This is a genomic window from Lactobacillus sp. wkB8 (assembly GCF_000761135.1).
Lineage (GTDB): Bacteria > Bacillota > Bacilli > Lactobacillales > Lactobacillaceae > Lactobacillus > Lactobacillus helsingborgensis.
Window position 1 is genome coordinate 1,134,176 of record NZ_CP009531.1, and the last position, 14,268, is coordinate 1,148,443.

The 14,268-nt window shown below is 35.2% G+C and carries 15 protein-coding genes; 4 read left to right on the forward strand and 11 right to left on the reverse strand.

Going from position 1 to position 14,268, the window contains the following annotated elements:
* Positions 1–6: 6 nt before the first annotated feature.
* Positions 7–1,143 carry an acyltransferase family protein gene (locus LACWKB8_RS05285; RefSeq protein ID WP_038522981.1) on the forward strand — a complete coding sequence of 379 codons (1,137 nt, stop codon included), beginning with the start codon at positions 7–9 and terminating at the stop codon, positions 1,141–1,143.
* Positions 1,144–1,168: 25 nt separating this feature from the next.
* On the opposite strand, the gene LACWKB8_RS05290 is transcribed toward LACWKB8_RS05285, so the two are convergent.
* The 6 genes from LACWKB8_RS05290 to LACWKB8_RS05310 form a co-directional block, all read right to left on the reverse strand.
* Complete coding sequence (locus LACWKB8_RS05290; protein WP_166484945.1) at positions 1,169–1,336, reverse strand: hypothetical protein; 168 nt, start codon at positions 1,334–1,336, stop codon at positions 1,169–1,171.
* 150 nt (positions 1,337–1,486) lie between these two features.
* On the reverse strand, positions 1,487–1,861 hold the full coding sequence (locus tag LACWKB8_RS09005) for a DUF3883 domain-containing protein (protein WP_052059660.1): 375 nt from the start codon (positions 1,859–1,861) through the stop codon (positions 1,487–1,489).
* Between the two features lie 29 nt (positions 1,862–1,890).
* The gene (locus tag LACWKB8_RS05295; protein WP_052059661.1) at positions 1,891–2,733 is read right to left on the reverse strand and encodes a hypothetical protein; all 843 of its coding nucleotides are present in this window, start codon (positions 2,731–2,733) and stop codon (positions 1,891–1,893) included.
* Positions 2,734–2,889: 156 nt separating this feature from the next.
* The gene (gene tsf / locus LACWKB8_RS05300) at positions 2,890–3,765 is read right to left on the reverse strand and encodes a translation elongation factor Ts (protein ID WP_038522988.1); all 876 of its coding nucleotides are present in this window, start codon (positions 3,763–3,765) and stop codon (positions 2,890–2,892) included.
* 39 nt (positions 3,766–3,804) lie between these two features.
* Complete coding sequence (gene rpsB / locus LACWKB8_RS05305) at positions 3,805–4,608, reverse strand: 30S ribosomal protein S2 (RefSeq protein ID WP_038522991.1); 804 nt, start codon at positions 4,606–4,608, stop codon at positions 3,805–3,807.
* 155 nt (positions 4,609–4,763) lie between these two features.
* Complete coding sequence (locus LACWKB8_RS05310) at positions 4,764–5,795, reverse strand: GIY-YIG nuclease family protein (RefSeq protein WP_038522994.1); 1,032 nt, start codon at positions 5,793–5,795, stop codon at positions 4,764–4,766.
* 58 nt (positions 5,796–5,853) lie between these two features.
* On the opposite strand from LACWKB8_RS05310, the gene LACWKB8_RS05315 reads away from it, so the two are divergent.
* A complete protein-coding gene (locus LACWKB8_RS05315; protein ID WP_038522997.1) occupies positions 5,854–6,468 on the forward strand; it encodes a 1-acyl-sn-glycerol-3-phosphate acyltransferase in 615 nt (204 codons plus the stop codon).
* A gap of 86 nt (positions 6,469–6,554) precedes the next feature.
* Positions 6,555–7,730 (forward strand): cyclopropane-fatty-acyl-phospholipid synthase family protein, encoded by a 1,176-nt coding sequence (locus tag LACWKB8_RS05320; protein ID WP_038523000.1) that lies wholly within the window; start codon positions 6,555–6,557, stop codon positions 7,728–7,730.
* A gap of 67 nt (positions 7,731–7,797) precedes the next feature.
* Here LACWKB8_RS05320 and LACWKB8_RS05325 read toward each other — a convergent pair whose 3' ends face one another.
* From LACWKB8_RS05325 to LACWKB8_RS05345, 5 genes are all read right to left on the reverse strand, one after another.
* A complete protein-coding gene (locus tag LACWKB8_RS05325) occupies positions 7,798–9,198 on the reverse strand; it encodes an FAD-binding oxidoreductase (protein ID WP_038523003.1) in 1,401 nt (466 codons plus the stop codon).
* 124 nt (positions 9,199–9,322) lie between these two features.
* Positions 9,323–11,113, reverse strand: coding sequence for an ABC transporter ATP-binding protein (locus tag LACWKB8_RS05330; protein WP_038523006.1), 1,791 nt, complete (start codon positions 11,111–11,113; stop codon positions 9,323–9,325).
* Between the two features lie 2 nt (positions 11,114–11,115).
* A complete protein-coding gene (locus tag LACWKB8_RS05335; protein WP_038523009.1) occupies positions 11,116–12,870 on the reverse strand; it encodes an ABC transporter ATP-binding protein in 1,755 nt (584 codons plus the stop codon).
* A 70-nt stretch (positions 12,871–12,940) separates the two neighbouring features.
* A complete protein-coding gene (locus LACWKB8_RS05340; protein WP_038523011.1) occupies positions 12,941–13,156 on the reverse strand; it encodes a YneF family protein in 216 nt (71 codons plus the stop codon).
* 68 nt (positions 13,157–13,224) lie between these two features.
* Positions 13,225–13,473, reverse strand: coding sequence for a DUF896 domain-containing protein (locus LACWKB8_RS05345; protein ID WP_038523014.1), 249 nt, complete (start codon positions 13,471–13,473; stop codon positions 13,225–13,227).
* Positions 13,474–13,618: 145 nt separating this feature from the next.
* Between LACWKB8_RS05345 and lexA the strand changes: the two genes are divergently transcribed.
* Positions 13,619–14,242, forward strand: coding sequence for a transcriptional repressor LexA (lexA, locus tag LACWKB8_RS05350; protein ID WP_038523018.1), 624 nt, complete (start codon positions 13,619–13,621; stop codon positions 14,240–14,242).
* Positions 14,243–14,268 lie beyond the last annotated feature (26 nt).

The following is a 14,268-nucleotide window of genomic DNA, read 5'->3' on the forward strand; positions in this document are numbered from 1 at the left end:
GAGTAAATGAAAAAATACCCCTATCCAGCTTATAAAAAAGCTGATATTGGTGATTATCTCAAAGTATTTGCTTGCACAGCAGTCATGACTCAACCAATAATGTCCCTAATTATGGGTGAAGGGCAATCTTACTATACCCAGGACATTTTTGGCATAATGTATAACTTAGTTAAATATACAGCACCAGCATTTATTTTTGGCATACTTTATTCCACTATCCGCACTTGTGATCTAACTGGCAGTTTTTCTTATCAAAAATATCTGCGCTCAAATTGGTCAAATCTTTTTGTTCCAACTATATGGTGGACTTTAATTTACTTACTAGGAATGCCGTGGTTACAACAAGTAAATAAATTTACCAACTTCTGGTCTTTTTGTTGGCACTTTGTTAGCGGCAACGCCGCACCTCATTTATGGTACAACACCATGATGTTGCAATTTATCATTTTAATGCCTTTTTTCTGGGCACTTAGCCGCTTTATTGGTAAAGATGTCAAACGAGGCATCACGGTAGCAATCATAACTTTTATTCTCTATTTTGTTTGGCTTAGATTCTATGATTATTTTGTTTTTCATGGCCAGCAAGAAAGAAGTTGGTACCTTCTTGATCGTCTTTTTATATCATTTTTTATTTATGCGGTATATGGTGTACTGGCTTGGCAACTGCGAGATTATGTTAATGAGCTTTTGCAAAGATTTTGGTGGCTAATATTGATTGCCTTTAGCGGATGCTTTTTTTGGACTAACTTTGAATTACAAAATTTTGGTCACCCGGTACTTTTTGCTAATGCACCATATTATAAACCGTCAATGACTTTTTATTGCTTAGCAGTCATTGCCTTAATTTCGTCTTTTTGCTTGTATCAAGTCAGAAAAAATTCAAAAATTAGTCTACAGGTTTTTCACTTTTTAGCCGCTTACGCCTACCGAGCTTACTTATCAAATGTCTTTTGGGACCAAATTATTTGGTATGGCTTAAATATCAAACATTATGCCATTCTCCATCCTTTTTGCAGCTTTTGGGTGACTTGGTTATTAACGTGGCTATTATCTTTTGTATCCGCATATTTTTTACATGTTTTCTGGGCTAATACTAAAAACTATTTACAAAACAAAATAAAAAGGCACAGATTAGTGCCATAAATATTTTTTAAATGCTTTTATCTAATTAAGTAATTTCCATTACAAATGCTGCGCCTTGCGGAGTAGATAGAAAAATTGCCCCGGCAATTAAGATTAAACCAGTTAAAAAAAGCGTGACCTTAACTGATTGAGACGTGTTTTTGGCAAAACACAAATATATTAAAAATGCCCCGACTGCTGATGAAATTAGCATTACCCAAAATCCCATAAGTTTTCACCGTCCTTAAAATAATCTTAATTACAGAATAGATGATAGTTTTAATAATATAAAGGAAATTTGAAAAGCTTAATTCTAATTAAATCACTTTTACTTTAACTTAACATTAAAAAATCTTGACTTGAATCAATCTTTTCTTTTTACCTGAACATTAACCAGGTAATTAAGAGCTGTCATTTTAATGTCTTTTGCCTTAAAAGGATCTTCAATGAGAGAAATTACTGGCTGCTGTCCTACCGAAAAGAATACTTGGTAAATCCAATAATTTTTTAAGACCTTTGATTTTTCAAGTTCATTGTGAGAGATATAAAAACTAAAACTATTGCTCCTATTTCCTTTTGTTGTTTTTACTTCTATATATCTTGGAGTACCATCTAGCTCATAAGATAAAATATCATATCCCAATGAATCATCAACTTTAGATTCCCATTCCACATTTAGATTATTGAAATCTTTCAGCCTTTTAACCTCACTATTAAAAACAATTTCTTCTCCAATCATACCTAGCTTGATGTTTTTTTGCTCTTTAGTTACATAATCAATTTTTGCTTTATTATGCTCCTGATGTCTCTTTTTTTACTAGAGTCCAAAAAATGAGTAATACTTTCGGTGATTATTATTGGATTATTATATATTTCTTTATATGAATATTCTTTATCTTCAGGGATTTGTGGAGTTTCAATATCATAAGATTGGTGTTTTAGCCTATTAGGATAATCAGAACTATTTAATTTCTTAGCATTGGGAAAAAGAAAATAAAGATAATTACCATATTCAATATTAGACCAGTTTTTAAGCGCTTTATTCTTTCTTTTCATATCAATTAACATTTTTTGCAACTCATAAATTGACATATTTTTTAAATCTTTTGTCTGATAAAACTGTGATAAAAAGTATGTCAGTGGTTCCTTTGCAAAAATATTTAAGTATTTATAAGGATAATAAACAGATAATATTTTATACTTAAATATATCTGAAAGTGGAATAGCATCAATTTCTTTACTCGTATTATCTTTTTTGCCTAAGTCAATAATTTTGACAATTGCGGCTTTCAAATCAGTAAAAGACTGATTTACATTATTTCTTTGCCAGGCTTTTGTAACAACGTAATCTTGTTTTTGTTGGCTATAATAAATGCCAAATTTTTTTGAATTTGAGCCCTTCATACTTCCTAGTTTGTCCAATTCAAATTCAAGCCTATAACAAAAACTGTTTTTATTTTTCTTACCAACAACAAAATTATCGATTTTCATATTATTTTTGATATATTCTATCGTGAAAGTTTTTGTAAAAGGTAATCTTAATTGTTCTAATTTATCTTCTTCATTAATATATGAAGATAGCATATAATCAAAATCAGTTAATTTTCTCATAGTAATCCTCAAATTTTACTTTAACTATATCTTATTCCTGCTGACACATTCCTACCACTAGGTTAACACTGTTTCAATTTAATTTGGTGTAAATCTCATAAACGACAAAAAACCTTATCCTAATGGATAAGGTTTTTTATAAAGAATTATCAAATATTATTTCATTTGTTCTTTTACTTCAGCAGCAAAGTCTTCTTGCTTCTTTTCGATACCTTCGCCAACTTCGTAACGCTTGTAGCCAACAACTTCGCAACCTTCAGACTTAGCGTATTCAGCAACAGTCATGTCACCATCTTTAACGTATGGTTGATCAACCAAGCATATTTCGCTAAGGTACTTGTTTACTCTACCTTCAACAATCTTAGGAATAATATTTGCTGGCTTACCTTCATTTTCTGTTTCTTTAGTGAAAACAGCCTTTTGACGGTCAAAATCAGCCTTTGGCACAGAGTCCTTATCAAGATATTCCGGATTGATTGCTGCAACGTGCATAGCAATGTTCTTGGCAGCTTCTTCACTGTTACCTTTTAAAGTAACAACAGCAACAATTGCACCGCCGTTGTGCTTATAAGCACCGAAAACTTCATCATTGTTTTTGGTGATCAAATCAAATCTTCTTAAAGTGATTTTTTCACCAATAACGGCAGTAAGATTGGTAATTTCTTCACCAATTGTGGAATTGCCCATTGGAGATTTTAATGCTTCCTCAACGTTAGCTGGTTTAGCTGCTAAAATCGCCTTAGTCACATCATCAACTAATTTGATAAATTTATCATTTGAAGAAACAAAATCAGTTTCAGAATTGATTTCGACTACAACAGCATTATTTCCTTCAAAAGCATATTCAGCTAGACCTTCAGCGGCGATACGACCACTCTTCTTAGCAGCTTTAGCAACACCATTTTCTCTTAAAATGTCAATTGCTTTTTCAATATCGCCGTCAGCTTTAACCAAAGCCTTTTTGGAATCCATCATTCCGGCACCGGTACGGTCACGCAATTCTTTTACTTGTTTAGCAGTAATATTTGCCATTATTTATCCTTCCAAATAAAAACTTATTATTAACTAAGACTAGTCTTCATCTGATTCAGAAGTTTCTTCAGCTTCAACTGCTTTTTCAGCATCATTTTCAGCTTCAGCATTTTTATCTTCTGCACCTTTAGCCATCTCTGCTTCAGCACTGTCATCATCTTGACCTTGCTTACCTTCGATCACAGCATCAGCCATAGCACCTGAAATTAAACGAATAGCACGAATAGCATCGTCATTTGCAGGAATAACTACGTCAACTGGATCTGGATCAGTATTAGTATCAACCATAGCTACTACAGGAATTCCAAGAATGTTGGCCTCGTGAACAGCAATCTTTTCCTTCTTTGGATCAACTACGAATAAAACATCAGGAATTCTAGGCATATCTTCAATACCGCCTAAAAATCTTTCTAATTTATCCTTTTCTTTAGTCAAAAGAGAAGCTTCCTTCTTTGGCAATACATCAAATGTGCCGTCTTCTGACATCTTCTTTAAATCTTTTAATCTTTGTACTCGGCTCTGGATAGTCTTCCAGTTAGTCAATGTACCACCTAACCAGCGTTGGTTCACGTAGTATTGACCAGCACGAGTAGCTTCTTCAGCAATTGAATCTTGAGCTTGCTTCTTAGTACCAACAAATAGGATAACGCCACCATTTTGAGCAACAGCTCTAACAAATGAATAAGCATCATCTAACATTTTAATGGTTTTTTGCAAATCAATGATATAAATTCCATTTCTTTGCGTGAAAATATAAGGAGCCATCTTAGGATCCCATCTTCTAGTTTGATGTCCAAAATGAACACCAGCTTCAAGTAATTGCTTCATAGAAACTACTGACATATTAACTTCCTCCTACGGTTTTATTCTTCTCAAGCGGTCATCTCAGTATTTCACCATTGTGTGGCACCAAAATACTGATTGCTCTTGATGTTTTTTACATATATGCAACATGGCATACGATAAAATAATACTAGATTATGGCTAAAGATGCAAGACTAAAAGTCAACTTTATGCTCTCTTAAAAATTGCTCTTTCCACTGTCGCGAATGATGTTTAAACCAATATTCTCTTTTAAGAGCCAATTTCTTGTCCTGAAATTCTTCGTGGTAAATCATTTTTACTGGTCTTCTTGATTTAGTATATTTTGCTCCTTTGCCGGTATTATGAGCTTTAAGCCTTTTGGCCAAATCATCGGTAAAGCCCCCATAAAAGCTGCCATCATGACAGAGCAGTACATAAAAATAATAAGTTTTATCTTTTCCCCGTTCTGCTTTATCGCTATCTGTTTCGCGGATGATATGTTGAATTGCTGGAAGATAATTTCCTTGCTTGTCGTGAACCTCAATTGCATCTTTAAGCACCAAGCCATCACTACCGGTATGCTTAACGGCCTCAATAATAATCAGATTGCTGTCCTCGCCGCGATGAGAAACATAGGGCTGTACGACTTTAATACTCAAATCATGCTTAAGACAAAAATAAGCAATTTCATTTAAGCGCTCAGGTCGATGCACCATAAACATTTTGCCTTTCATTTTGAGCAGTCCGCTCGCCACCGAGATTATTTCTTCTAAATTTATTAGCAATTCATGACGAGCAATAGCTTTAGCTGGATCAGGATTAACCTTGTGATTTTGTGCTACTTTAAAATAAGGCGGATTAACAACGATCACATCATAAGAATCTTTACGCAAAAAGTCTGGAGCATCTTTAACGTTTTTTTGGAAAACCTGAATTCTGTTCTCCATTTGATTTAGGGCTATGGAACGCCGAGCTTGTGAAACAACCTCTTTTTGGATTTCAACAGCATCATAATGAGCACGATTAAAGTATGCCATGTACATTGTCGCGGCACAATTGCCAGCACATAAATCAGCAACTTTAGAATTATCTTTAATAGCGTCTTTAGCAGCAGCAGCTAAAAGCAAGGTATCTAAAGAAAAACTAAAAGAAGTCTTATTCTGAATAATTCTCAGGTTATCGCTATACATATAATCAATTCGTTCATTTTTCAATAATTTTTCCATAAAGATTTATCCTCTCTCGCAGCTTTGCTATAATATTTTACATCAATTGGAGGAAATTATGTTTTATCATTTCATTCGTCCGGTAGCAAGATTCATAGTTTGGCTATTAAACGGACATTTACATGTTAATCACAAAGAGAGAATTCCTGACGGCAATTATATTTTGGCTGCCCCACACCGCACATGGTGGGAACCAATTCTCTTTGCCTTAGCAGCCAGCCCGAAAGAGTTTATGTTCATGGCAAAAATAGAATTGTTCAAAAATCCAATATTAAGATTTATTTTAAAGCATGCCCATGCTTTTCCGGTTGACCGTGACCATCCCGGTCCATCAGCTCTCAAAACGCCTATTAAAGGCTTAAGAAACGGCAATTATTCATTAATCATTTTCCCCTCTGGCACCAGGCATTCTTCTGAAATGAAAGGCGGAACAATTGCAATTGCTAAGCTGTCAAATAAGCCGATTGTACCCGTAGTTTATCAAGGTCCTCTAACATTTACCGGTTTATTAAAGCGGCAGCCTTTAGAAGTATGTTTTGGTGAGCCATTTATGGTTGATCGTAAAATAAAACTAACTCATGAAAATGAAGCAATACTTGATAATAAGTTGAAAAAAGCCTGGGATAAAATTGATCACGAACAAGATCCCAATTTTCACTATCTACCCAGATAAAAATTATAGTACACAATCTCCAAGTCTTTTTTTCAAAACGAGTGTTAGAATATTATTGTAGAAAATCTAGACGGAGGAATTTAAAATTGTTGGAAAAAGCTTTTTACAGGACTATGTTAAGCAAATCTTTTCCCTTTCCTGTCAAGGTGACATACTGGGATGGTAAAAGTGAAGTTTACGGAAATGGTACTCCAGATATAGAGATTATTTTCAATGAAAAGATACCGACTAGTGCTATTTCTAAAAATGCTTCCCTTGCTTTAGGAGAAGCATACATGGATAAAAAAATTGAGATTAAAGGCAGTCTGCAAAAATTAATTTGTGGTGCTTATGAAAGTGCCGGTAGTTTTATGCGCTCAAGTAAATTCCGCAAGTTCCTACCAAAAGAAAAACACACTGAGGAACAAAGTGAAAAGGATGTTCAAAGCCATTATGATATTGGTAATGATTTTTACAAATTATGGCTTGATCCTACTTTAACTTATTCATGTGCTTATTTTGAAGATGGAAACGAAGATTTAGAAGCTGCGCAGTTGGCAAAAATTCATCATATCTTGAATAAACTACATCCTGAAAAAGGAAAAACTTTACTTGATATAGGCTGTGGCTGGGGCACTTTAATGCTAATTGCCGCTAAAGAATATGGTTTAAAAGTAACTGGTGTCACACTCAGTGAAGAACAGTATAAACTAGTCCAGAAGAAAATTTACGATCAAAATTTGCAAGATGTTGCAGAAGTAAAACTGGAAGATTACCGTGAACTGGGAAATCAGCATTGGGACTACATTACCTCTGTAGGAATGTTTGAACATGTTGGTAAAGAAAATTTAGGAAAATATTTTGCTGATGTAGCCAAGTACCTCAAGAAGGACGGAATTGCTCTTATTCATGGCATTACTCGTCAACAAGGTGGAGCCAAAAATGCTTGGATCAATAAGTATATATTCCCGGGTGGTTATGTGCCCGGTTTGACCGAAAATGTTAACCATATAGTTGAAAATGGCATGCAGATAGATGATCTGGAAATGCTTAGAAGACATTATCAGAAAACCTTGGAAATTTGGGACAGTAATTTTAACAGCAAACGAGACGAAATTCAGAAAAATATGGGTGAGCGTTTTACCCGTATGTGGGATTTGTACTTGCAAGCTTGCGCCGCTTCTTTTGAATCAGGCAATATTGATGTAGTACAGTATTTGCTAACTAAGGGTCCTTCTGGTAAAAACTTACCGATGACTCGAAAATATATGCTGGCTAAATAATAAAAAAGCTGATAAATATTTATCAGCTTTTTATTTTGCATTATATTTCAGTTTCTATTTTTAAAACTTAAGGTTTAAAAATCTTACCTGGGTTAACGATGTAGTTTGGATCAAATAACCTCTTAACCTTACGCAGTAAGTCAGTATAATCCTTACCGTAAAAGTCTTCATAGTAGTTTGCTCTAGCATAACCAATTCCGTGTTCACCAGACATATTACCATCAAGAGATTTAGCAGTTTTATAAAGTTCAGAAATAACTTTGTCACTGGTTTTAGCATATTCTTCATCTGTCATATCATCTGAGCAGAGGTAAATGTGCAAGTTGCCGTCTCCAGCATGACCAAAGTTTGGAATACGGATATTTAGTTGCTTTTCTAATTCTTCAATACGGTCCAAGACTACTGGAATATGATTAATTGGAACACAAACATCAATTTCATCCATCTTAGGTGTTGAATTTTGAATAGCAAGTAGCAACTCTTCACGGCATTTCCAAATCTTCTTAGCTTCTTCTGAGTCAGCACTTAAAACAATTGCTTTTTCTGCTTTAAATGGTTTGACAGCTTCCAAAGTTTCATTCAATTCTTCACGCCATTCATTTTCTGTGAAGGAATCTAAGCCGATAATGATAAAACCATCACCATGCTTAATTGGAAATTCATCTTTTGCGTAAGTTTCCCATAATTTAACAACTTTACGTCCCATAAATTCAACTGTAGTTGGTACCACACCTGACTTCAAAATTGCTGGTACAGATCTAATTGCATCATTTAAAGTTGGAAATGGAATGATAGCATTAATTGACTTGTGCGGTCTCGGGTAAAGACGAATTGTTACCTCTGTGACAACGCCTAAAGTACCCTCTGAACCAATAATTAGGTCACGTAACGAATAGCCAGATGAAGATTTAACTGCTTTAGAGCCAAATTTATACAATTTACCGTTAGTCAAAACTACTTTGATTTCACGGATATGTTCTCTTGTAACTCCATACTTGATAGCTTTAAGTCCACCAGCATTGGTTGAAACATTGCCGCCAATAGTAGCCCAGTGCATAGCAGGTGCCGGCATGTACATAAACGGTTTATCTGCAAGGTATTCATCAAGGTCCTTTAAGCGTAAACCTGCTTGCACAGTCATGGTCAAGCTTTCTGGATCATATTCCAAAACCTTGTTCATTTTAATCATGTCAAGTGAAATTCCGCCATCGACTGCTAAGTTAGCACCCATTAAACCAGTTGAATTACCTCTTGGAACTAAAGGTATTTTATTGTCATTGGCATATTTAACTACATGCATAACTTCTTCGTTAGTTACTGGTTGAATAACTAAATCAGGCATGGCCTTTACAGTCCCAAATTGATCGTGATCCCAGTGTGTAGTTGGTTTGGTAATAAATCTCTCTGGGTCAGAAATGAATTTTCTTAAGTTATCAAGATCAGTTTGATTAATTTTATGATATTCCATTGTAATTCCCTTCTTATAAAAAATCATAATTTAGCTACTGCTAACATGATAAATTTACTCTATAATGTAAACGCTGTCAATAGCAATTACAAAAAAGCACAAGTTTTTATCCTTGTGCTTTTTTTCACTTTTGGCTATTTTGCAACGTGTATAAATTATAATAATATCCTTTTTGTGAAAGAAGTTTTTCGTGATTACCTCTTTCAACAATTTTACCATCATTTAAAACAATAATCTGGTCTGCGTCAACAATCGTTGAAAGCCTGTGTGCAATAGCTAAAGTGGTACGACCCTTACGCAGGCGTTTCAGTCCTTGTTGAATTAATGTCTCCGTTTCGGTATCAACATTTGCAGTAGCCTCATCCAAAACTAAAATTCTAGGATCAGTTACTAAAGTCCTGGCAAATGAAATTAATTGTCTTTGACCCTGACTGAATTCACTACCACCTTCACCAACTTTAGCATGATATTTACCTGGGAGGTTTTCGATAAAAGTATCAGCTTGAACTGTTTCGGCCGCTGCTTTGATCTGCTCATCAGTGATATTTTTGTTGTACAAGCGAATATTCGAATTAATATCACCATAAAACATAAAAGGTTCCTGTAAAACTAAGCCTAATTTTTTACGTAATTCCTCTTTAGGATATTTCTTAATGTCAACTCCGTCTATCAAGACCTCGCCTTTATAAAATTCATAAAAGCGCATCATCACGTTGATAATAGAACTTTTTCCGGAACCGGTGTGTCCCACAATTCCCAACGTTTCGCCTGGATTAACAGTGAATGAGATATCATGTAGTATTTCGTTCTTGCCATCATAAGAAAAACTTACATGTTTGAACTCAATCTTACCCTGGTTAATTGTCAAACCCGCTTCAGCATTCTGTTGGGGTTCATAATCAGTATTGTCCAAAATACGAAAAATTCTTTTACCGGCAACAATTCCGTCTTGGAAGAAAGTCATTTGATCCATCATATTTGCAATTGGATTAAAGAACTGCGAAATATATTGTGAAAAGGCATAAACCACACCTGCTGGTACAAACGTTTCTCTCAAAGGAAAACCAAAGTACATTAGGGTCAGGGCTAAAGCAAGGGAATAAAGCAAACTAGTTAACGGTGAAAGCAAGAGCGAATTAAGGTTGATCATATCAAACCTGGTTTTCATCAAAGCATGGTTTTCATCTTCAAAATTATTAGTCATGCGATCTTCCTGCTTAAACTGCTGAATTAAGGAGACTCCTTCAATAGATTCGTTTAAGTTAGTGTTGATACGACTCAGTCTTTCACGATAACTACGATAAAGTTTTGAACTTCTTTTTGAATATTGCCAGATAATCACTAAGAGCAGTGGTAAAAATGCCAACACTATAAAACCGGCCGTCACATTTGTTGAAAACATTGCCACCATGGCGGAAATGATAGAGAAGAATGACATGACAACACTTGACAAAACAGTCAGGAAATTACTCAAAGTCATGGTATCATTTGTCACTCTTGAAACAATTGAACCTGCTGGAGTTTGGTCAAAATAGCGCATCCCTAGTGTGTGCAACTTTTTGTATAATTCAGCACGCAAGCCTTCAAGTGATTTTTCAGAACCTAAAGCAAAAAAATATTCATAAGTAAATTGCAGAATGCCTTTAATTACTGAACCGAAGGCGTAAAGAAAACCTGCAAATAAAATGACCTGTGTTGTTACATCAGTTTTAACCAGGAAGTTATCAAGAAAATACTGTAAACCGTAAGGCAATAGCACATTAATAATACTTACAAGGAGAGCACCAATGCCCGCGATTATCATTTCATTTTTAAAATGCAAGACAAAACGCAGAAGTCGTCTAAATATGCTAAGTTGTTCTTTTACCGGAATTTCCTGAGACCAAACAGACTGGAAAGATTTTTCATCATCCATATTTATTCACCCACCTTGTCTTCTAATTCCTGTCTTTGCCACATATCAGCGTACCATCCGTTCAATTTCAATAAATCATCGTGTGTGCCGCGTTCAACAATTTGACCATCTTTGAGAACCAAGATTAAATCCGCATTCATTACAGAAGTCAACCTATGCGTTGCAATCAATGTCGTCTTACCTTGGCGCTCTTTTCTTAAAGATTTTAATATTGCCATTTCAGTTCTGGCATCAACCGCTGATAAAGCGTCATCCAAAACCAGAATTTGACTTTGCTTAAGAAGCGCGCGAGCAATTGACATCCGTTGCTTTTGTCCTCCAGATAATGAAACACCGTTTTCACCAACTAAAGTATTGTAGCCACCTGGCATTTGTAAAATATCATTGTGCAAATCACTTTTCTTAGCTGCAGATACAATGGCACTCTCATCGCTGTCAGCTTTAGAAAAGGCGATGTTTTTTTGGATACTAGTCGAAAAGAGGTAATTATCCTGCGGTACATAAGAAATTTGACGCAATAATACATTAAGAGGAATTTCTCTGATGTCATGACCATTTAAAGTAATTTCACCGTCATATTTGTCAAATTCACGCAGTAGTAATTGAATAATGGTAGTTTTTCCAGCACCAACTTTTCCTACCAGTCCTAAAGTCTGTCCTGTATGCAAAGTAAAATTAACGTTTTTTAATACTGGTACTGTTGGTTCATCAGGATAGGCAAAAGATTTAACGTGATATTCCAAATTGCCCGCAATATCTTTTGCTGAGAGGCTCTGGTCTGCGTATTTATCCGTAATTTCTGATTTTTCATTTAGCAATTTTTCAACTCTGTCATAACTGGCGCTCCCGCGTTCCAAGATATTAAAAAGGTAGCCAATTGCAAACATTGGCCAAACCATGTTGCCGATATATGCGATAAATGAAACCAGTTGCCCGATTGTCAATACTTTATTTAAAACTAGCAAGCCACCATAAATAATAGTTATTGTGTATGTTAGTCCAATAAGTAAAGTTCCCAGAGGGTCAAACAGTGAATCCCATTTAAATACTTTTTTATTAATATTAATGGTTTCATCAATCATCTGGTCAAAGGCTTCCGTGTCTTCCTTGCCTTGCCCAAAAGTTTTAAGTACCTTGATGCCAGAAACAGATTCTTGCGTTTTGTTATTCAGCTTGGAGAAAGCAGCTTGAGATTTATCAAAAGCATCGTGCAGACGATCACCTAATTTCCAAGCACCCCAAGCTAAGAATGGTAAAGGCAGTAAAGCCACAATGGTTAAGCGCCAGTCAACAAAAGCAATCATGGCAACCATGGTGGAAACACTCATAATAAGCGAGTCAACTAGCGTTAAAACGCCCTCTCCTGCAACTTCCTGAATTGCGGAAACATCGTTAGTGGCATGAGCCATTAAGTCGCCAGTCCGGTGACGCTGATAAAACGTGCGATCCATTGCCATAAAATGACTAAACAATTTAGACCGCATTTGCAGCTCCAACTCAGCAGCACCGCCCCAAATTTGCTTACGCCAAAAATAGCGGAAGCCATAAAGTAAAAGTGCGGCAAAAATAATTGCCAAAATAAGCAGTCCGTATTGCTCCCAACTAATATGACCACGGTCTAATTGATCCGCCATCAAACCCAAAATCCGAGGTGGCACTAAATTTACAATAGAAGTAAGTGCCAAAAATGTGACACCAATAAGGTAACGCTTTTTTTCCTTTTTAAAAAACCAACCTAATTTAAAAAATATTCCCATGTTTCACCTGAACATTAACAATAAAAAAACGGAGACATACGCTCCGCCTTTATTTCAATTTAGCAAATTTTTATTTTTGGTGCTTCATCATGTTCATCACTTGGTTAACCTTCTTGGCTGAAGGTTTTTGTCCCATTTGTGACATCATAGCAACAATCATATCTTCACTAATTGGCGGATTATCCTTAAAGTATTTTTTCATATATGCTCTTGCACCATAAAAACCACCGACTAGGCCTAATAAAAGTGCTATAACAATTAAAAAAATAGCTAAACCCAATTTCATAAAAAATCACCTCAATTTGTCCAATAGGTATATCTTACCTAAAAATTAAGTAAAATTAAAGGTCAAAGTTAATCTTTTCTTAAACCTTTCTGACGTTGTGCTTTTTTGGCTTTTTCAGATGTTATTTCCTTGCCATTTTTATCAATAATGACCAAATTCTCAACATCTTGTTTAAAACCAGCTCTGAAATTTTTAATAAATTCCTGATGTAATTTTTTTCTTTCGTTTTCCTCTGCAGCAGTCAAACCACTGCTTTTTTTCTTATGATAAAGTTCATTAATACGATTAATTAATTTTTGTTCATTATCTTCTGTCATTTTCGCACCTCTCAATTATGAAAGTCTACCTTATTTTTGGTAATAAAAAAAGTTTAAGATTTTTCAGAACATTTGTTTGTAGTATCAAAATAAATCTGCTAAAATAAATAGTATCAAGAAAACGTTTAAAATACTGGAGATTACAATGACGACGAAACAAAATACCAAGCAGTTACAAATTTTACGTTATATTTATGAAACCGTGGCAGATCGCGGCTTTCCACCAACTGTTCGTGAAATTTGCCATGCAGTTGACCTATCGTCAACTTCTACCGTTCACGGACATTTATCTCGTTTAGAGCGTAAAGGATATTTAATTAAAGATGCAACGAAGCCCCGAGCTCTTGAAATAACTGAAGAAGGCAAAAAAGCTATTGGCATCAAGCCTAATGAAATTCCTGTTATTGGTGATGTGGCAGCTGGTCAACCGATTTTGGCAGTTGAAGATATCGAAGATTATTTTCCTCTGCCGCCTGATTTAGCTAATGATGCTGGTGACCTCTTCATGTTGAGAGTTCACGGTGAAAGTATGATTAATGCTGGTATTTTAAATGGTGATAATGTCATTGTCCGCAAGCAAAGTACGGCAATTAACGGTGAGATAGTAGTAGCAATGACTGATGAAAATGAAGCTACTGTCAAGCGCTTTTATAAGGAAAAAGGTCATTATCGCCTACAACCTGAAAATGATACGATGGATCCAATTATCTTATCCAGTGTACATATCCTGGGTAAAGTTGTTGGTCTTTATCGGAGTTCAATAGTTTAAGTTAAAAATTTGCACTATTTTTCTCT

What these genes read in the sequence shown, in the direction of transcription:
- LACWKB8_RS05315 (WP_038522997.1), top strand. Translation starts at nt 5,854, where the DNA reads ATGTTTTATCATTTCATTCGTCCGGTAGCAAGATTCATAGTTTGGCTA.
- rpsB (WP_038522991.1), bottom strand. Translation starts at nt 4,608, where the DNA reads ATGTCAGTAGTTTCTATGAAGCAATTACTTGAAGCTGGTGTTCATTTT.
- LACWKB8_RS09005 (WP_052059660.1), bottom strand. Translation starts at nt 1,861, where the DNA reads ATGATTGGAGAAGAAATTGTTTTTAATAGTGAGGTTAAAAGGCTGAAA.
- lexA (WP_038523018.1), top strand. Translation starts at nt 13,619, where the DNA reads ATGACGACGAAACAAAATACCAAGCAGTTACAAATTTTACGTTATATT.
- LACWKB8_RS05290 (WP_166484945.1), bottom strand. Translation starts at nt 1,336, where the DNA reads ATGCTAATTTCATCAGCAGTCGGGGCATTTTTAATATATTTGTGTTTT.
- LACWKB8_RS05295 (WP_052059661.1), bottom strand. Translation starts at nt 2,733, where the DNA reads ATGAGAAAATTAACTGATTTTGATTATATGCTATCTTCATATATTAAT.
- LACWKB8_RS05330 (WP_038523006.1), bottom strand. Translation starts at nt 11,113, where the DNA reads ATGGATGATGAAAAATCTTTCCAGTCTGTTTGGTCTCAGGAAATTCCG.
- LACWKB8_RS05325 (WP_038523003.1), bottom strand. Translation starts at nt 9,198, where the DNA reads ATGGAATATCATAAAATTAATCAAACTGATCTTGATAACTTAAGAAAA.
- LACWKB8_RS05345 (WP_038523014.1), bottom strand. Translation starts at nt 13,473, where the DNA reads ATGACAGAAGATAATGAACAAAAATTAATTAATCGTATTAATGAACTT.
- LACWKB8_RS05310 (WP_038522994.1), bottom strand. Translation starts at nt 5,795, where the DNA reads ATGGAAAAATTATTGAAAAATGAACGAATTGATTATATGTATAGCGAT.
- LACWKB8_RS05340 (WP_038523011.1), bottom strand. Translation starts at nt 13,156, where the DNA reads ATGAAATTGGGTTTAGCTATTTTTTTAATTGTTATAGCACTTTTATTA.
- tsf (WP_038522988.1), bottom strand. Translation starts at nt 3,765, where the DNA reads ATGGCAAATATTACTGCTAAACAAGTAAAAGAATTGCGTGACCGTACC.
- LACWKB8_RS05285 (WP_038522981.1), top strand. Translation starts at nt 7, where the DNA reads ATGAAAAAATACCCCTATCCAGCTTATAAAAAAGCTGATATTGGTGAT.
- LACWKB8_RS05335 (WP_038523009.1), bottom strand. Translation starts at nt 12,870, where the DNA reads ATGGGAATATTTTTTAAATTAGGTTGGTTTTTTAAAAAGGAAAAAAAG.